Annotated in this window: 18 protein-coding genes and 1 pseudogene; 12 read left to right on the top strand and 7 right to left on the bottom strand. The window is 73.1% G+C overall.

Annotation, left to right across the window (positions count from 1 at the left end; genetic code table 11):
* The coding region (locus MB828_RS20560) for an inorganic phosphate transporter (protein WP_301649476.1) at positions 1-1,211 on the bottom strand (1,211 nt) is incomplete at its 3' end.
* A gap of 373 nt (positions 1,212-1,584) precedes the next feature.
* Here MB828_RS20560 and MB828_RS20555 point away from each other — a divergent pair.
* The 3 genes from MB828_RS20555 (at position 1,585) to MB828_RS20545 (ending at position 5,302) form a co-directional block, all read left to right on the top strand.
* Positions 1,585-2,346, top strand: a complete 762-nt coding sequence (locus MB828_RS20555; protein ID WP_301649475.1) for a class II aldolase/adducin family protein — start codon at positions 1,585-1,587, stop codon at positions 2,344-2,346.
* Positions 2,347-2,537: 191 nt separating this feature from the next.
* Entirely contained in the window at positions 2,538-3,665 is a 1,128-nt protein-coding gene (locus MB828_RS20550) for an alpha/beta hydrolase (RefSeq protein WP_133026922.1), read from the top strand.
* Positions 3,666-3,919: 254 nt separating this feature from the next.
* Complete coding sequence (locus MB828_RS20545) at positions 3,920-5,302, top strand: hypothetical protein (RefSeq protein ID WP_133026921.1); 1,383 nt, start codon at positions 3,920-3,922, stop codon at positions 5,300-5,302.
* Positions 5,303-5,351: 49 nt separating this feature from the next.
* On the opposite strand, the gene MB828_RS20540 is transcribed toward MB828_RS20545, so the two are convergent.
* A complete protein-coding gene (locus MB828_RS20540) occupies positions 5,352-5,765 on the bottom strand; it encodes a VOC family protein (RefSeq protein ID WP_301649474.1) in 414 nt (137 codons plus the stop codon).
* An 82-nt stretch (positions 5,766-5,847) separates the two neighbouring features.
* Positions 5,848-5,955 (bottom strand): annotated as a pseudogene (locus MB828_RS20535) (neutral zinc metallopeptidase); the annotation flags it as partial.
* A 292-nt stretch (positions 5,956-6,247) separates the two neighbouring features.
* Between MB828_RS20535 and MB828_RS20530 the strand changes: the two are divergent.
* The 4 genes from MB828_RS20530 (at position 6,248) to MB828_RS20515 (ending at position 10,135) form a co-directional block, all read left to right on the top strand.
* A complete protein-coding gene (locus tag MB828_RS20530; protein ID WP_301649473.1) occupies positions 6,248-6,958 on the top strand; it encodes a hypothetical protein in 711 nt (236 codons plus the stop codon).
* Between the two features lie 92 nt (positions 6,959-7,050).
* On the top strand, positions 7,051-8,649 hold the full coding sequence (locus tag MB828_RS20525; RefSeq protein ID WP_133026919.1) for an ABC-F family ATP-binding cassette domain-containing protein: 1,599 nt from the start codon (positions 7,051-7,053) through the stop codon (positions 8,647-8,649).
* 335 nt (positions 8,650-8,984) lie between these two features.
* Positions 8,985-9,203 carry a helix-turn-helix domain-containing protein gene (locus MB828_RS20520; protein ID WP_046727957.1) on the top strand — a complete coding sequence of 73 codons (219 nt, stop codon included), beginning with the start codon at positions 8,985-8,987 and terminating at the stop codon, positions 9,201-9,203.
* A 128-nt stretch (positions 9,204-9,331) separates the two neighbouring features.
* Positions 9,332-10,135, top strand: a complete 804-nt coding sequence (locus tag MB828_RS20515; RefSeq protein ID WP_133026918.1) for an enoyl-CoA hydratase/isomerase family protein — start codon at positions 9,332-9,334, stop codon at positions 10,133-10,135.
* A gap of 27 nt (positions 10,136-10,162) precedes the next feature.
* Here MB828_RS20515 and MB828_RS20510 read toward each other — a convergent pair whose 3' ends face one another.
* Positions 10,163-10,858 (bottom strand): nucleopolyhedrovirus P10 family protein, encoded by a 696-nt coding sequence (locus tag MB828_RS20510; RefSeq protein WP_301649472.1) that lies wholly within the window; start codon positions 10,856-10,858, stop codon positions 10,163-10,165.
* Positions 10,859-10,945: 87 nt separating this feature from the next.
* Here MB828_RS20510 and MB828_RS20505 point away from each other — a divergent pair, with 87 nt between their 5' ends.
* The 5 genes from MB828_RS20505 to amaP are packed head-to-tail and all read left to right on the top strand — an operon-like array spanning position 10,946 to position 13,165.
* On the top strand, positions 10,946-11,410 hold the full coding sequence (locus tag MB828_RS20505) for an Asp23/Gls24 family envelope stress response protein (protein ID WP_301649471.1): 465 nt from the start codon (positions 10,946-10,948) through the stop codon (positions 11,408-11,410).
* 19 nt (positions 11,411-11,429) lie between these two features.
* The gene (locus MB828_RS20500; RefSeq protein WP_133026915.1) at positions 11,430-11,624 is read left to right on the top strand and encodes a hypothetical protein; all 195 of its coding nucleotides are present in this window, start codon (positions 11,430-11,432) and stop codon (positions 11,622-11,624) included.
* Positions 11,621-11,980, top strand: coding sequence for an Asp23/Gls24 family envelope stress response protein (locus MB828_RS20495; RefSeq protein WP_301649470.1), 360 nt, complete (start codon positions 11,621-11,623; stop codon positions 11,978-11,980). Before MB828_RS20500 ends, MB828_RS20495 begins: the two co-directional genes overlap by 4 nt.
* Positions 11,980-12,582 carry a DUF6286 domain-containing protein gene (locus tag MB828_RS20490; protein ID WP_133026913.1) on the top strand — a complete coding sequence of 201 codons (603 nt, stop codon included), beginning with the start codon at positions 11,980-11,982 and terminating at the stop codon, positions 12,580-12,582. Before MB828_RS20495 ends, MB828_RS20490 begins: the two co-directional genes overlap by 1 nt.
* 4 nt (positions 12,583-12,586) lie before the next feature.
* Positions 12,587-13,165, top strand: a complete 579-nt coding sequence (amaP, locus tag MB828_RS20485) for an alkaline shock response membrane anchor protein AmaP (RefSeq protein ID WP_301649469.1) — start codon at positions 12,587-12,589, stop codon at positions 13,163-13,165.
* Positions 13,166-13,197: 32 nt separating this feature from the next.
* Here the strand turns inward: amaP and MB828_RS20480 are convergent, their stop codons facing one another.
* The 3 genes from MB828_RS20480 to MB828_RS20470 all read right to left on the bottom strand — a co-directional run bounded on the left by MB828_RS20480 (position 13,198) and on the right by MB828_RS20470 (position 16,630).
* Positions 13,198-13,953 carry an SDR family oxidoreductase gene (locus MB828_RS20480; protein ID WP_133026911.1) on the bottom strand — a complete coding sequence of 252 codons (756 nt, stop codon included), beginning with the start codon at positions 13,951-13,953 and terminating at the stop codon, positions 13,198-13,200.
* A gap of 5 nt (positions 13,954-13,958) precedes the next feature.
* Positions 13,959-15,743: a glycoside hydrolase family 15 protein gene (locus MB828_RS20475; protein ID WP_133026910.1), complete on the bottom strand. Its 1,785-nt coding sequence runs from the start codon at positions 15,741-15,743 to the stop codon at positions 13,959-13,961.
* Between the two features lie 92 nt (positions 15,744-15,835).
* Complete coding sequence (locus MB828_RS20470; protein WP_301649468.1) at positions 15,836-16,630, bottom strand: SURF1 family cytochrome oxidase biogenesis protein; 795 nt, start codon at positions 16,628-16,630, stop codon at positions 15,836-15,838.
* Positions 16,631-16,641: the final 11 nt, after the last annotated feature.

Below are 16,641 nucleotides of genomic sequence, written 5' to 3'. Positions count from 1 at the left end.
GCGGGGGCGGGGGCGGGGATGGTGGCCGTCAGGCCGTCGGTGACCTGGCCCGCGGGCGGCGGGGTCACGGCGGCGATCGCCGTGGTCACCACGCCGGCCGGTTCGCCGGCCTCGGTGCCGAGGACGTTGCTGCTGTCCACGACCTCGCGGCGGGAGAGCTTCCAGATCGTGGCGCTCGCCGCCACCAGGAAGACGGCGACGGCCGCCGTGCCCCAGTCGCCGAGGTCCGTCACGGACTCGGCGAGCGCGCCGACCAGGGCGGCCGCCGGGAGGGTGAGCACCCAGGCGACGATCATGCGGGTCGCGGTGGACCAGCGGACCGTGCCGCCCTTGCGGCCCAGGCCGGCGCCCATCACCGAGCCCGAGACGACGTGCGTGGTGGAGAGGGAGAAGCCGAGGTGGGAGGAGGCCAGGATGGCGGTGGCCGCGCTGGTCTGGGCGGCGAAGCCCTGCTGCGGCTGAAGGTCGGTCAGGCCCGTGCCCATGGTGCGGATGATCCGCCAGCCGCCGATGTACGTGCCGAGCGCGATGGCGAGGCCGGCGGAGAGGATGACCCAGGTGGGAGGGTTGGAGCCGGGGGCGATGGAGCCGCCGGCGATCAGCGCGAGGGTGATGATGCCCATCGTCTTCTGCGCGTCGTTGGTGCCGTGCGCGAGCGAGACCAGTCCGGCGGAGGCGATCTGGCCGGCCCGGTAGCCCTTGCGGGTCGCCTCGTCCTCGGCGTTCTTCGAGAGCGTGTAGGAGAGGCGGGTGGAGAGGAGCGCTGCGAGGCCCGCGACGACGGGGGCCGCCACCGCCGGGAGCAGCACCTTGGTGACGAGCACGTCGCCGTGGACCGCGCCGAAGCCGGCCGAGGCGACGGTGGCGCCGATCAGACCGCCCATGAGGGCGTGCGAGGAACTGGAGGGCAGGCCCACCAGCCAGGTCACCAGGTTCCAGAGGATCGCGCCGACCAGGGCGGCGAAGATGACCTCGGGACGGATGCCGTTCTCGTCGACGAGCCCCTTGGAGATCGTGTTGGCGACCTCCACGGAGAGGAAGGCGCCCACCAGATTGAGCGCGGCGGACATGGCCACCGCGATCTTGGGCTTGAGTGCACCGGTCGAGATGGTGGTGGCCATCGCGTTGGCGGTGTCGTGGAAACCGTTCGTGAAATCGAACGCGAGTGCGGTGACCACCACAATCGCGAGGATCAGCGAGAAGCTTTCCATTTACCCAGGCAATCTTTCGAAGTCGTTGGCTGTTGGACCGTAGGCAACCTGGGTGAACGGCAGATGAACTGAGAGGGGCTTGAGGGTGTCGATGAAGGAGGGTTTTCATTCCGCTTGTGGTCCGGCGGCCCAGGCGCCGCTTGGCCGGTGACCCCGGGCGAACGGCTTCAGCCGCCCAGCCGACCCGCCGAAGAGATTCTGGTCACCTCACAGCCCACCGCCGGCCCACTGCCGCCGGGGCAGCGGGTCCTCCGGCGCGTGGCCGTGCGGATCACCGGCCGCTTCTCGTCGTACGGGTTGTATGCGATGTCGAGCCTGGGCGGCTTGTCCAGCCGCGCCGGTCCGCCCGGGTGCCGGCTGGCAGGATCGGGTCATGGCTGAGCAGCGGTGGGACGAGCGGGACGGACCGGGCGAACGAGGCGAACGGGGTGGGCGCGTTGGGTGCGATGGCGCACGGGGTGTGCCGGAACCGCTGAGGCGCGAGGTGAGCGCGGCGGAGGCCGACGCCTGGCGTGATCTCGTCGGCACGGCCCGCCGCACGGTGGCCGACGGACTGGTCGTCGGCACCTCCGGCAACGTCTCGGTCCGCGTCGGCGACACCGTGCTGGTCACACCGTCGGGCGTGCCGTACGACCGGCTCACCCCGGACGACGTGACCGGCGTGGACCTCGACGGCCGCCAGGTCCTCGGCACCCTCGTCCCCACCAGCGAACTGCCGATGCACCTCGCGGTCTACGGCAGCACCGGCGCCGGTGCCGTCGTGCACACCCACGCGCTGCACGCGACGGCCGTCTCGACGCTCGTCCCCGAGCTCCCGGCGATCCACTACATGTCCGGGGCGCTCGGCGGCGCCGTCCGGGTCGCCCCGTACGCGACCTACGGCACCGACGAGTTGGCCGAGAACATGCTCCGCGCGCTGGCCGGCCGCTCCGGCTGTCTCCTCCGGAACCACGGCGCGATCACCTACGGCAGCACCCTCTCCGAGGCGTACGACCGCACCGCCCAGCTGGAATGGATGTGCCGCCTCTGGCTGACGGCGTCCACGGTCCCGGGCCTGGCCCCGACCCTGCTCTCCCCGGACCAGATGGCGCAGGCGGCGGAGAAACTCAGGGGATACGGCCAGGGCGGGCGCTGAATCCCGGCCGCGGGGGCAGACGCGTGGTACGGAACGCGCGTCCCGAGTACGGAACGCGCATCCGGAAGGCGTGTCCCGAACAAGACGGGTCCCTGAGGAAGGCGGTTTCGTAGCGCATGTGGGTCCGGAGGCTCGGCCGATCTCGCTCCGCTCCGCTGGCCGCCGGCGGGGTCCGCCCCGACACTGGACAGGTGCGCCCAGTCAAAGTCACGGCCGCGGCCGTCGGTGCCGTACTCGCGGCCGGCGCGGCCGGCGTGGCCGCGGGCCGGCTCGCCAGTGACGCCGCCCTCAAGGCGCCGCCCGGCCGGCCCCTGCCCACCGAACCCCGGCTCACCGTGCACGGCACCGCGGCCGGCCGCATCACCCTCACCCGGGACCTCGCCTCGCTGCGCCCCGGCACCTACGGGCTGGCGGGCGACGGCTCGCACGCCGTCGTCGGCGCCGTGCTGGAGTCCGCCGCGGACACCGCCGACACGGTCGTACGACGGCTGGAACGGGTGACCCACGGCACCCTGGAGGCCGGCGACAAGGTCTGGCTCACCGCCAACGTCCACATCGGCGACCCGGGGGCGGCCCTCGGCCTGGAGTGCGCCGACGTCGACGTACCCGGCGAACTCGGTCCGCTGCCCGCCTGGTTCGTGCCCAACTACCGGGACACCTGGGTGATCGCGGTGCACGGCCTGGGCACCACCCGCGAGCACCCGATGAACGTCATGCGGTTCCTGCACGGCCGCCGCCTGCCGGTCCTGGCCCTCGCCTACCGTGGCGACCTCGGCGCCCCGCGCTCCCCGGACGGCCTGAACCACCTCGGCGAGAGCGAGTGGCGCGACCTGGACGCGGCGATCCGCTACGCCGTCCGCTACGGCGCCCGCCGCGTCGTCCTCTACGGCTGGTCCACCGGCGCCGCCATGGCGCTGCGCGCCGCCGCCCACTCGGCGCTGCGCGAGCGGATCTCCGGTCTGGTCCTCGACTCCCCGGTACTCAGCTGGGAGGCCACCCTGCGCGCCCTCGCCCAGGCCCGGCACACCCCGGAGCCGCTGCTCCCGCTCGCGGTGCGGGCCGCCCAGGGCCGCGCCAACCTGCACGCCGACCACGTCGCGGACCCGTTCGACCCAGAACAGCTCAACGTGCCCACCCTGATCGTGCACGGCCCGGACGACGCGGTCGCCCCGTGGGGGTACTCCCGCCGGCTCGCCGAACGGCGCCCCGACCGGGTCGCCCTGCACACCGTGCCGGACGCCCCGCACGGCGCGATGTGGAACGCGGACCCGGAGCAGTACGAGGAGCGGCTGCGCCGCTTCCTCACCCCGCTGATGTGACGGCACCCCCCAGGTCGGAGACCCCGGTTCCAGTCGGTCGCGGAGGTTCCGTTTAACGCCGTACCACTGGCCTGAACATGTCTCCTCGCCTCCCCTCGGGCCCCGTGCGTTGGCCAGCTCCGTCGCCCGCCGTGACATTCCGTTTGGGTTTTCGGACCGTCAACCGGAAGACTGCACCCGTGACGTCCCGTATCCCGCGCGACTCAAGGCTTCGACTCGTCCGAACGCGACCCCTGGCCGCAGCCCCCCGAGCGATGAACCAGCGGCCCGCGCGCCGCCCCGCACCCCGCCCGCCCGAGGGCACCCCGGCCCCCGCCGAGCTGGCCAGAATGGCGCGCTCGGGACTGGCCGGAGCGGCCCGCGTAGCCCACTGGGCCGACGCGGCCCTGGGACCCGGCAGCGACGGCGCGACCGGCGACGGCAAGGCCACCCTCTCCGACGCGTCCGCCGAACGCGCGTCCGAGGACCTGGGCCTGACCGTCGCTCAGGTCCGGGCCGACTGGGACACCGCCCGCCTCGCCGGTCTGGTCGAGGTGCACGGCGACAGCGCGCGCCCCGGCTGGCGCCTGCGCGCCTGGGACCGCGACGACAGCGCCGTCCTGCGCGGCTGGGTCGCCCTCTTCGACGCCTGGTCGCTCGCCCACCCGGAGCCCACGGATGTCGCGCCGGCCGCCGTCGCCGAAGTCGTCTCGGCCATGCCCCAGGTGCTCTCCTTCCTCCAGCTGTCCGCCGGTCCCGTCCCGGTCGAGCAGCTTCTCGACCTGCTGCGGCAACGGGTCACCGAACTGCGCACCGAGCGCTGCGAGGTGACCTACGACACAGAGGCCGGCCACGGGTCCGCCGGCCCGCTCGCGGCCGTGCCCGCCGCCGACCCGGCGGACCGCGCACCGGCCGAGGACCCGGCCCCCGCCGAGGACGCCGAACTCGCCCCCCTTCTCGACTGGTCCCTGTCCGCCCTCGGTTCCGTGGGCGCGCTCACCTACGGTGCGGGCCAGGCCACCCTCACCCCGCTGGGCAGCTGGGCGGTCTGGGTCAAGCTGGAGCAGATCTGCGTGGCCGCGCAGAGCCCCGCCGGGAACATCGAGGTCGCCGCCGAGGAGATGCTGCGCGGCTGCGCCCAACTGCGCCCCAACGCGGCCCGCGCCGAGTACCGGGCCTGGCTCGCCGCCCGTCCCGTCGGCGGCGCCGTCGCCGAACTCCTCGCCGCCGCCCGCGGCGAGGACGCCCTGCTGCGCGGTCTCGCCTTCGAGGCGCTCCGGGTCGTCGGCGCCCCCGCCGAGCCGGACGTCCGCGGCGTCGTGGACGAGCCGACCCTCAGGCCGTACGCCCTGCTCTGGCTGGCCGAGCACGACGGCGTGGACCCGGAGGACGCCCACGAGGTCCTCACCCGCGAAGAGGCCACCTGGCTCTGGGTGGACACTGCCGCCGCCGTCGCCGACCACGGCGAGGCCCCGCTGCTCGTCCGCCACCTTGAGTCGGCGCTCCAGCCCACCGTCCCCGCGCTGCTCGACGAGGTCCGTGCCGTCGGTCACCCGCGCACCGTGCAGGTCCTGGTCGCGCTCGCCGCCGCCCACCCCGACCCGGCGCTGGCCAAGGCCGTCCGCCGGGCCGCCTTCCAGGTGCACACCGGCGGCTGACCGCGGCCGCGGCCCCGGCCGGGCACGCCCGTGTCAGGACGGGGCCGGGTCAGGCCGGTATCTCGGGGGCGTACGTGCCGAAGCTCCAGATGTTGCCCTCGACGTCACGGGCCATGTAGTCCCGCGAGCCGTAGTCCTGGTCCGTCGGAGGCATCAGGATCTCCGCGCCGTGGTCCACGGCCCGCTGGTGGTGTGCGTCGACGTCGTCCACGACGATGTACACCCCGGTCGGGCCCGCGCCCTCCAGCGCCGCGTCGAAACGGCCGCCGCGGCCCTTCGAGCCCAGCATGACCGCGCCGTTGCCCTGCACCAGCTCGGCGTGCAGCACCATGCCGTTCTCGCCCTCGTACACCGACAGTTCGGTGAAGCCGAAGGCCTCCGTCAGCTGCTTGATCGCCGCCTTCGCGTCCGTGTACAGCAGCGACGGATAGATGCTCGGCCGTCCGCCAGTCGTGCCCGCCATCCCGATCACTCCCTCGTGTGTCGGTCCCCCGACAGCCGTGGTGCCGACTGCTCCACAGTCTTGCACCCGGCACTGACAACACCCCCGCCCGTAGGTCCTGCGACCCGCTCAACGTGCCCGTCAGATCCCGCACATGGTGCCCGTACTCGTGCGCCACCACGTACGCCTGGGCGAACGGCCCGCCGGTCGCCCTGCCGCCCGGGATCCGGCTGCCCCGCCCGTCCTGCGCCTCGGAGGTGTCCAGGTTCGCGTCGTCGAACCGCATGGGGCACCGCCTTCCGCTCGTGCCGTTCCCGCCGGCCCCCGCGACCACCTTGCGTCATCCGCGCCGCCACTTCGCGCCGGTGACCGGACGAACCCCCGAACGGGCGACGTCCCCCCCCGCCCCCGCGTCACGTCCGCCCCCGCCCGGCGGCCCTGACTACGCTCTGCGCCGGGTCCATGGCGGCGGGGCGCCCGACCGGGTGCCGAAGGGGGCAAGGGTGGCCGTTCTGCAGGGCTCCTTCCCGAGGGTCCGGGAAGACGGCGCCCTCGCCCTCGGGCTGCCGCTCGCCCTCTGGCTGTTCCTCGCCCTCCTCCTCGGGACCGCCCACCAGATCCGCCCGGCCCCCTACGGCGACCACCTCACCCCTGGGCCGCCCGCGCACAGCGCCCGCGCGCGAGGAGGGGCCGTCGAGGCGTACGAGGGGCGGGCCCCGCGGTGGCGGTACGCGCGCGTGGGACGGCGTCCGCTCAGCGTGCTGCCCACGCGCGGGCAGGCGATCACCGTCTGGGACGACGGACTGGTCACCGACACCGACGGCCGCTCGGTGCGCTGGCACCGCGCCCTGCCCGCGGCGGCGGACTGGCTGCCCGCCCAGGGCGGCACCGGCGTCCTGCGCCCGCTGGGCCGCGGCATGCTCGCGGTGGTCACCCCGGCCCGCATCGCCGCGTACCGCATCACCGACGGCGACCTGCGCTGGGTGCTGCCCGCCCGGCCGGGCTGCGGGTTCCGCCCGGAGCGTGCCGTTCGTCACGGAGGCGCCCTGCTGGTCGCCCAGCCCTGCGTGCACGGCGCCTGGACCGCGCAGCTGGTGGCCGTCGACGACCTGGGAGGAATCGCCCCGAGCCGCAGTCCCCTGGGGAACGGGCCGCCCACCACGGGCCGCCCCGAACACCCGTACACAGAAAAAGCGCTTGCGTCGCCCCGTTAGACTTGTCCCATGGCCATTCTCCTCGCGCATTAGACGGCGGGAACGTCCTCAGCCGCCCACCCGTCAGTATCCGTACGCCCTGGAGTCTGTCCGTGATCTCCGCCTCCGGTATCGAGCTGCGCGCCGGTGCCCGCATCCTCATCGAGAACGCCACCTTCCGGGTCGCCAAGGGCGACCGCATCGGCCTGGTCGGCCGCAACGGCGCGGGCAAGACCACCCTCACCAAGGTCCTGGCCGGCGACGGCATCCCCGCCGCGGGCACCGTCACCCGTTCCGGCGAGGTCGGCTACCTCCCGCAGGATCCCCGCACCGGCGACCTCGACGTCCTCGCCCGCGACCGCGTCCTGTCCGCGCGCGGCCTGGACGTCCTGATCCGCAAGATGCGCGAGAACGAGCAGCGCATCGCCAACGGCCAGGGCGCCACCCGCGAGAAGGCGCTCAAGCAGTACGAGCGCCAGGAGACCGAGTTCCTCACCAAGGGCGGGTACGCCGCCGAGGCCGAGGCGGCCACCATCGCCGCCGCGCTCAACCTGCCCGACCGGGTGCTCGGCCAGCCGCTGCACACCCTCTCCGGCGGTCAGCGCCGCCGTATCGAGCTGGCCCGGATCCTGTTCTCGGACGCCGACACCCTGCTGCTCGACGAGCCCACCAACCACCTCGACGCCGACTCGATCGTCTGGCTGCGTGACTACCTGAAGACCTACCGCGGCGGCTTCATCGTGATCTCCCACGACGTCGACCTGGTCGAGACGGTCGTCAACAAGGTCTTCTACCTGGACGCCAACCGCTCCCAGATCGACGTCTACAACATGGGCTGGAAGCTCTACCAGCAGCAGCGCGAGGCCGACGAGAAGCGCCGCAAGCGCGAGCGCGCCAACGCCGAGAAGAAGGCCGCCGCGCTGCACTCGCAGGCCGACAAGATGCGCGCCAAGGCCACCAAGACGGTCGCCGCGCAGAACATGGCCCGCCGCGCCGACAAGCTGCTCGCCGGGCTGGACGCCGTCCGCGTCTCCGACAAGGTCGCCAAGCTCCGCTTCCCGGAGCCCGCGCCCTGCGGCAAGACCCCGCTGACCGCCGAGGGCCTGTCGAAGTCGTACGGCTCGCTGGAGATCTTCACCGACGTCGACCTGGCCATCGACAAGGGGTCGCGGGTCGTCATCCTCGGGCTCAACGGCGCCGGCAAGACCACCCTGCTGCGGCTGCTCGGCGGTGTCGAGCAGCCCGACACCGGCGAGGTGATCGAGGGCCACGGCCTCAAGCTCGGCTACTACGCCCAGGAGCACGAGACCCTGGACCCGGAGCGCACGGTCCTGGAGAACATGCGCTCGGCCGCCCCCGACATGGATCTCGTCGAGGTCCGCAAGGTGCTGGGTTCGTTCCTGTTCTCCGGCGACGACGTCGACAAGCCGGCCGGGGTGCTTTCCGGCGGTGAGAAGACCCGTCTCGCCCTGGCCACCCTGGTCGTCTCCTCCGCGAACGTCCTGCTCCTGGACGAGCCGACCAACAACCTCGACCCCGCCAGCCGCGAGGAGATCCTCGGGGCCCTGCGCACCTACAAGGGCGCGGTCGTCCTCGTCACCCACGACGAGGGAGCGGTGGAGGCGCTGCAGCCCGAGCGGATCATCCTGCTGCCCGACGGCGTCGAGGACCTGTGGGGCGCCGACTACGCGGATCTCGTCGCCCTCGCTTGATCGAATGCCTGATCCACTGGCTATGGATCATTCGGCTTAGCGGTGATCCATCATCTGTGTGAGATCTCCTCGTATCGAGGTGTGTCCTACACCGATTTCGCGGCCGTTCCCTTTGTCGACAAGGGGCCGGCCGCTTTCCGTGCCTGACCTGGCATTTCACAAATGAACCCGTTCGGGCTCACGGTCGGCACTCATCGGAATGCATGATTCCGCATGTGGGGATGCGCTCCTGTCGTCACAACGATGTCTCACGGACCTTGCCGAATGGGTGGCCATCACGCCCCGGAGGGGTGATCATGAGGGGACCAGAGCGCACTTCCCATGAGGAGGCACGGGTGGCCGAGACTCTGAAGAAGGGCAGCCGGGTGACCGGCGCCGCGCGCGACAAGCTCGCGGCAGACCTGAAGAAGAAGTACGACTCCGGTGCGAGCATTCGGGCACTGGCCGAGGAAACCGGCCGCTCGTATGGCTTCGTCCACCGGATGCTCAGCGAGTCGGGTGTCACGCTGCGTGGGCGTGGCGGGGCGACGCGGGGCAAGAAAGCCGCTTCCTGACCCCGGGCGGCCCATCGGCTTCGATGGTGGCCACCCGGTCGGTCGACTGATCGGCCGGGTGGTTACTGTGCAGTCACTTAGCATGCCGTACGGCAATGCGTGATGACCGCACACATCGGAGGCGCCCCATGGCTTCGCCCGACCAGGACCTCGCTCCTGTACTCGACAAGGACGGCGTACGGCTCACCGTGGACGAGGCGCTCGCCACGGTGACGCTGACCAACCCGGCCAAGCGCAATGCCCAGAGTCCCGCACTGTGGCGGGCGCTGGCAGAGGCCGGGCGGTCACTGCCGGGGTCGGTGCGGGTCGTCGTGCTGCGCGGTGAGGGCCAGTCCTTCTCCGCGGGCCTCGACCGGCAGATGTTCACGCCGGAGGGTATCCCCGGCGAGCCCACCTTCATCGAACTCGCGCGCCGTGACGACGCCGAACTCGACGCGAGCATCGCGGAGTACCAGGAGGCGTTCACCTGGTGGCGGCAGAGCGACATCGTGTCGATCGCCGCCGTGCAGGGGCACGCCATCGGGGCCGGTTTCCAGCTGGCCCTCGCCTGTGACCTGCGCGTCGTCGCGGACGACGTGCAGTTCGCCATGCGCGAGACCAGCCTGGGGCTGGTGCCCGACCTGACCGGCACCCACCCCCTGGTCTCCCTCGTCGGCTACGCCCGTGCGCTGGAGATCTGCGCCACCGGGCGATACGTCCAGGCCGAGGAGGCGGTGGCCTGCGGGCTGGCGAGCGTCGCCGTACCGGCCGGCGAACTCGACGCGGCGGTACGGGACCTGGCCGGCGCGCTGCTGGCCGCGCCCCGGGACGCGGTGGTGGAGACGAAGGCGCTGCTGCGGGGCGCCGCCGGCCGTACCTACGACGAGCAGCGCGCCGCGGAGCGGCAGGCTCAGGCCCGACGGCTGCGAGACCTCGCGGGGGTCGGCGAGTAGTTCACGGCGGGCCGGCAGGGGCGCGTCTCAGGCGACGCTCGTCACCAGTACAGCCACCGTCGGCCGGTCCTCCAGTGCCTCGCCGACCGCCGTACGGACCTGTCGGGCCACCTCCACGGCCCGCGGGCCGTCAGTCAGCGCCACCTCCACCCGGACGTGCCGGCGCGGCAGCGCCACGTCGAAGTGCACCTCCCGGCTCAGCGCCCCCGTCACCCGCGCCACCCCCGGCACCCCCAGCGCCGCCGCCGTCACCCGGACTCCCTCGGGATCCGCTCCCTCCCGGACCGACGGCGGCCGGGGTGCCCGCACGGCTTCCGGCTCCGCCGTCTCCTCCGCCAGCAGGTCGGTCACCCGCAGGTCCACGTCGGTCACCACCAGCCCGAGCCGTGCCACGGCCCCCGCCAGCGCCCGGCGCAGCCGGGACGCCGCCGCCGGCAGCGGCTCGGCGGCCGTCGCCGCGAAGTCCGCCGACAGCCGCAGCGGCCCCGGCGGCAGCGCTCCGGGCGGAGCCGGTACGACGGGCTCCGCCACGTCCGCCGGATCCGCCAGGGCGATCCGGACCACGCCCAGCCGCACCCCCGTCACCTCGGCCGCCGCACGCCGCAGCACCGCGTCCGTCGCGGCCTCCGTGAGCCACGCCCCGTCGTGCGCCCCGCCCAGCGGGAGCAGCCTGCCGAAGCCCAGGGGGTGCCGCACCACGTCAGTCCATCGGTCCGCCGTCATTGCTCCAGCCTGCCGCATCACCCGGGCATGACAGGGCATCCGCGCTTACCGTGGTCGCAGGACGACGACGGGAAGGGACGCACGGCGATGACCGAGATGGCGGCGGAGCCCGAGAAGGACCCGACGGTACAGGCCCGGAAGACCGTCAGGCGAGGCGGCGGTGACCCGGCGACGCGGGGGCGGACGACGATCGCCGACGGGGTCGTGGAGAAGATCGCGGGGCTGGCGGCGCGGGACGTGGTCGGCGTGCACGCCATGGGCAGCGGGCTCGCCCGCACCTTCGGCGTGGTGCGGGACCGGGTGCCGGGCGGCTCCAAGTCCGTGAGCCGCGGTGTGAAGGCCGAGGTCGGCGAGGTGCAGACCGCGCTGGACCTGGAGATCGTCGTGGACTACGGCGTGTCCATCGCCGACGTCGCGCGCGCGGTGCGGGAGAACGTGATCGCCGCCGTGGAGCGCATGACCGGGCTCGAAGTGGTCGAGGTCAACATCGCGGTGAGCGACGTGAAGCTGCCCGAGGAAGAGGAAGAGGAACCGGAGTCCCGGCTCCAGTGACCGCTGAGGGGAGCGCAGCATGAACACGGCCGTGATCGGCATGATCGCCGGCATGGCGCTGGGCTTCGCCGGGTACTTCGGCGGGTTCGGCGCCTTCCTCCTGGTGGCGGCACTGGGGGCGATCGGTTTCGTCGTCGGCAGGTTCGCGGAGGGCGACCTGGAACTCGGGGACTTCTTCCGCGCCCGCGACGACCGGCGTGACCGGCGCCGATGACCGCGGCGAGCGACGGAAAACGCGGCGCGCCGACGGTCGTCGCGCCCGGTGAGCGCGGTGCCCTGCGGATCGCGGACCGGGTGGTGGCGAAGATCGCCGCGCAGGCGGCCCGGGAGGTGCTCGGCCCGCTGCCCCGCGACGCCGTCCCCCCGCACGCCACGGTCGTGACGGCGCACGGCACGGCCCGGGTCCGGGTCCACCTCGAACTCGGCTATCCGGCCGACATCGGCGCCCGCTGCGCGGCCGTGCGTCGGCATGTGGTCGAGCGGGTAGGCGCGTTGGTGGACACAGAGGTCCGGGAGGTCGCCGTCCACGTCGAACGGCTGCACCCGGCCCAGGCCCAGGGGAGGGCGTGATGAGCACCGGTCAGACACAGGTCATCGAGAAGCCACCCGCGACCGCGCCGCCGGCCGGCCGCGAGTCCCGTTTCTGGTCCCCGCGCCGCGCTCCCGCGGCCCTGCTCGCCCTGCTGACGCTCGTCGTCGCGGGCGCCTTCCTGTACGACATCGCGGCCGTCCGCGCCCGGCACCCCGCCATGAGCTGGCGCCGCGAGCTGGCACACCAACTGGCCGGGCGGCAACTCGACGACACCTGGGTCCTGGTGGGCGCGGGCGTCGCCGCCGCCCTGGGCCTGTGGCTGCTGGCCCTCGCCGTCACGCCGGGCCTGCGGGACATCCTGCCGATGCGCCGCACCCACCCGGACGTCCGCGCGGGGCTGCGCCGGGACGCGGCGGCCCTGGTGCTGCGCGACCGGGCCATGGAGATCTCGGGCGTACGACGGGTACGGGTACGGCTGCGCCGCGGCCGCGCCCACGTCCTCGCCGTCTCGCACTTCCGGGAACTGGACGAGGTCCGGGCCGACCTGGACGCCGCCCTCGCCGACGCGATCCGTGCCCTGGGCCTGGCCCACGAGCCCAGGCTGTCCCTGCTCGTACTGCGGCCCGGCCGGAAGGGGTGACGTCATGCTCGGCAGCGTCAACCGCGTACTGACCGGTCTCGCCGGTCTGCTGCTGCTCGTGCTGGGCGGCTCGGTCCTGGCCGTCGGTCTGGGCGCGCCGCCCCCGTCCTGGTGGCTCTACCACGGCCGTCACGACGTCCTGCTCACCACCGCCCGGCGCACCCACTGGCGGGACGCCGGCTGGTGGTGGCCGACGGTGCTGGCCGCCCTGGCCGTCGTGGTCCTGCTCGCGCTGTGGTGGCTCACGGCCCAGCTGCGCCGGCACCGTCTGACCGAGGTCGTGGTGGACACCGGGGACGGCGGGAGCGCGCTGCTGCGCGGCCGGGCCCTGGAGACGGTGCTGGCGACCGACGCGGCCCAGCAGGAGGGCGTGGCCCACGCCCAGGCGGTCCTGAAGGGCACGCGCACCGCACCACGGGTACGGGTGTGGCTCCAGCTGGAGCCGGACGTGTCCCCGGGTGCGGCGCTGGACGAACTGACGTCCCGCGCGCTGACCCACGCGCGCGAGTCGGCGGCCTTGCGGAAGCTCCCCGCGGAAGTCCGGCTGACGTCGGTCAGGCACCGCGCGGAAAGGGTCACCTGACAGCGCCGGCCGGCGGAACAGCCGACCTGCCGTCAGAACCCGTGCCGCATCCCGCCGTCCACGGGCAGCATGATCCCCGTCAGGTAGGACGCGGCCGGGGACATCAGGAACGCCGCCGCCCGCCCGAACTCCTCCGCGGTCCCGTACCGGCGCAACGGGATCTTCGACTCGTGCTCCGCCCGGGTCGCCTGCGGGTCCGCGGACATGGCGTCCAGTTCCCGTACCCGGTCCGTGTCGATCCGCGACGGCAGCAGCCCCACCACCCGGATCCCGCGCGGCCCCAGCTCGTCCGCCAGCGACTTGGCGAACCCGGCGAGCCCCGGCCGCAGCCCGTTGGAGATCGTCAGCCCGGGAATCGGCTCGTACACCGACGCGGACAGCACGAACCCGATGACACCGCCCTCCGGCAACTCGGCCGCGGCCGCCCGGGCGAGCCGCACGGCGCCCAGGAACACCGACTCGAACGCGGCCTGCCAGTGTTCGTCCGTGTTGTCGGCGACGAACCCGGCCGGCGGTCCGCCCACGCTCACCAGGATGCCGTCGAAACCGCCGAAGTGGTCACGCGCGGCCGCGATCAGCCGTGCCGGCGCGTCCGGGTCCGCGTTGTCGACGGCCAGTCCGACCGCGTTCGGCCCCAGGGCGGCCGCCGCGTCGGCGACCCCTTGCTCGTCCCGTCCGGTCACCACGACCTTCGCCCCGTCGGCGACCAGTTCGCGCGCTGCCGCGTTGCCCAGCCCCCGGGTCCCTCCGGTGACGACGTACACCCGGTCCTTCAGTCCAAGATCCATGGCCCCTATCCTGCCCGCTCGCCGTCGAAGAGTGTGAGGGCGGTGTTCACCAGCCCGATGTGACTGAACGCCTGCGGGAAGTTGCCCAGCTGACGCCGGGTCTCCGGGTCGTACTCCTCGGCCAGCAGCCCGACGTCGTTGGCGAGCCCCACCAGCCGCTCGAACAGTTCCCTCGCCTCGTCGGTGCGGCCCGTCATGTGCAGCGCGTCGGCCAGCCAGAACGAGCAGGCCAGGAAGGCGCCCTCGCCGCCCGGCATGCCGTCGACGCCGATCGCGTCGGTGTCGTAGCGGCGCACGAAACCACCGTGGCCCAGGTCGTCGCGGATCGCGTCCACCGTGCCGATCACCCGGGGGTCGTCCGCCGGCAGGAAGCCGAGGCGCGGGATCAGCAGCAGCGAGGCGTCCAGTTCGCGGGAACCGTAGTACTGGGTGAAGGTGTTGCGCTCCGGGTCGAACCCCTTCTCGCACACCTCCTGGTGCACCTCGTCCCGGAACGCCCGCCAGCCCTCCAGCTCGCCCTTCAGCTCCGGGTGCTCCTCCAGGGTGCGTACCGCGCGGTCCGCGGCCACCCACACCAGCACCTTGGAGTGCACGAAGTGGCGGCGCCCGCCGCGTACCTCCCACAGGCCCTCGTCGGGCTGCCGCCAGGCCTTCTCCAGGAAGCCCATCAGCGCGCACTGGATGGACCACATGTGCGGCTTGGTGGGCAGTCCGGCGGTGCGGCCCAGCGAGAGCGAGTCCATGACCTCGCCGTACACGTCCAGCTGGAGCTGGTCGACGGCGCCGTTGCCGACGCGGACCGGGGCCGAGTCGCCGAAGCCGCGCAGCCAGTCCAGTTCGAACTCGGGCAGCCGGCGCTCACCCGCCAGGCCGTACATGATCTGTAGGTCCGCCGGGTCGCCGGCGACCGCGCGGACCAGCCAGTCGCGCCAGTTCTCGGCCTCCTTGTGGTAGCCGGCGGAGAGCAGGACGCCGAGGGTGAGCGTGGAGTCGCGCAGCCAGCAGAAGCGGTAGTCCCAGTTGCGCACCCCGCCCATCTCCTCGGGCAGCGAGGTGGTGGCGGCCGCGACGATCCCGCCGGTCGGCGCGTAGGTGAGCGCCTTGAGGGTGATCAGGGAGCGCATCACGGCGTCCCGGTGGGGGCCGTCGTAGGTGCAGCGGGCGGCCCAGCGCCGCCAGTCGGTGACGCTGGACCGCAGTGCGTCGTACGGGTCGACGAGCGGTGGACGCCGCTGGTGCGAGGGGTGCCAGGTGAGCACGAACGCGACCTTCTCGCCCTCCTCGACGGTGAACTCGGAGTGCGTGCCGAAGTCCTCGCCCCAGGTCCGCACGGACGGGTCGCTGCGCAGCCACACCGCGTCGGGTCCGGCCACGGCGACCCGGTGCCCCCCGGAGCGGCGCATCCACGGGGTGATCGAGCCGTAGTCGAAGCGCAGCCGGAGCACGCTCTGCACGGTGACCCGGCCGGCCACCCCCTCGATGACGCGCACGACCTCGGGGACGTGCTCGCGCTGGGGCATGAAGTCGGTGACCCGGACCGTGCCGTCGGCGGTCTCCCACTCGGTGTCCAGGACCAGGGTGTCCCGCCGGTAGGCGCGCCGGGTGCAGGTCGTGGCGCCCCGCGGGGCGATCCGCCAGTGACCGTTGTCCTCGTCGCCCAGAAGCCTGGTGAAGCAGGCGGCGGAGTCGAATCTGGGCAGACAGAGCCAGTCGATGGAGCCGTCCCGCCCGACCAGGGCCGCGGTCTGCTCGTCGCCGATCAGGGCGTAGTCCTCGATGCGTCGATCCACGGGACCCGGTTTCCCGGTCTGCCGGGGGGCCAATCAGGTGGTGAGCCGGGGGAGTGACCAGGCCCGGGCACCACCGATGGATCCCGAACGCCTCAGACGGCGGCCGGTTCCGCTTCTTCGGTCCGCTCCTGTTCGGCCGCCTCCGCGCGGGTCCGTGCCTCGCGGCGCGCCAGCACGAAGAAGCCGTAGGGGACGCCCGCGGCGAACAGCCACCACTGGATCATGTACGCGTAGTTGAGCGGGGCGTCCTCCTTGCCCGGGTCGGAGATCTGCTCCGGGGTGCCGCCCTTGGGCTCGGGCGCCGTCTGCTGGATGTAGCCGCCCAGCACCTGCCTGCCGAGCCGGCGCGCCTGTTCCTCGCTGTTGATCAGCATGATCTGCCGGTCGGGCAGGCCCTTGATGTCCTTGATGCCGCTCGCCGCGGTGGTCTCGTCGGGCATCAGCCGGCCCTGGACGGTGACCCGGCCCGCGGGCGGCGCGGGGATCTTGGGGAAGGCGGTCTGGCTCGGCCCGTCCGCGGGGATCCAGCCCCGGTTGACCAGCAGCACCTTGCCGTCGGCCAGCACGAAGGGGGTGAGCACGTGGTAGCCGACCTCGTCGTCGGCGTTGGTACGACGGCGGACGACGACCTCGTGGGCGGTGTCGAAGGTGCCGGTCGCGGTGACGGTGTGGTACCGCTCCTTGCGGGTCACCGCGTGCCCCGGCTCGGTCACCTGCTCCACCGGCACAGGGTCGGCGTGCAGCGCCTCGGCCACCAGCTGGTTACGGGCGCTGCGCTCCTCGTACCGGTGCTTCTGCCAGAACCCCAGCCGGATCATGGTGGGGATGAGAAGCAGCGAGATGAGGGTGAGGATCACCCACTGCCGGGTCAACAGGAAGCGGTACACCCCACGACCGT

The organism is Streptomyces arenae, assembly GCF_022343545.1.
Taxonomy (GTDB): Bacteria; Actinomycetota; Actinomycetes; order Streptomycetales; family Streptomycetaceae; genus Streptomyces; species Streptomyces humi.
Note: the sequence above shows the minus strand (reverse complement) of the source record. Positions and strands in the feature narration are given on the sequence as shown.

Bases quoted from the DNA above. Each gene is read 5' to 3' on its own strand.
- MB828_RS20540 (WP_301649474.1), bottom strand. From the start codon at position 5,765: ATGGCGGGCACGACTGGCGGACGGCCGAGCATCTATCCGTCGCTGCTG.
- MB828_RS20495 (WP_301649470.1), top strand. From the start codon at position 11,621: ATGACCGCGGCGAGCGACGGAAAACGCGGCGCGCCGACGGTCGTCGCG.
- MB828_RS20500 (WP_133026915.1), top strand. From the start codon at position 11,430: ATGAACACGGCCGTGATCGGCATGATCGCCGGCATGGCGCTGGGCTTC.
- MB828_RS20510 (WP_301649472.1), bottom strand. From the start codon at position 10,858: ATGACGGCGGACCGATGGACTGACGTGGTGCGGCACCCCCTGGGCTTC.
- amaP (WP_301649469.1), top strand. From the start codon at position 12,587: ATGCTCGGCAGCGTCAACCGCGTACTGACCGGTCTCGCCGGTCTGCTG.
- MB828_RS20480 (WP_133026911.1), bottom strand. From the start codon at position 13,953: ATGGATCTTGGACTGAAGGACCGGGTGTACGTCGTCACCGGAGGGACC.
- MB828_RS20555 (WP_301649475.1), top strand. From the start codon at position 1,585: ATGGCTGAGCAGCGGTGGGACGAGCGGGACGGACCGGGCGAACGAGGC.
- MB828_RS20505 (WP_301649471.1), top strand. From the start codon at position 10,946: ATGACCGAGATGGCGGCGGAGCCCGAGAAGGACCCGACGGTACAGGCC.
- MB828_RS20545 (WP_133026921.1), top strand. From the start codon at position 3,920: ATGAACCAGCGGCCCGCGCGCCGCCCCGCACCCCGCCCGCCCGAGGGC.
- MB828_RS20515 (WP_133026918.1), top strand. From the start codon at position 9,332: ATGGCTTCGCCCGACCAGGACCTCGCTCCTGTACTCGACAAGGACGGC.
- MB828_RS20490 (WP_133026913.1), top strand. From the start codon at position 11,980: ATGAGCACCGGTCAGACACAGGTCATCGAGAAGCCACCCGCGACCGCG.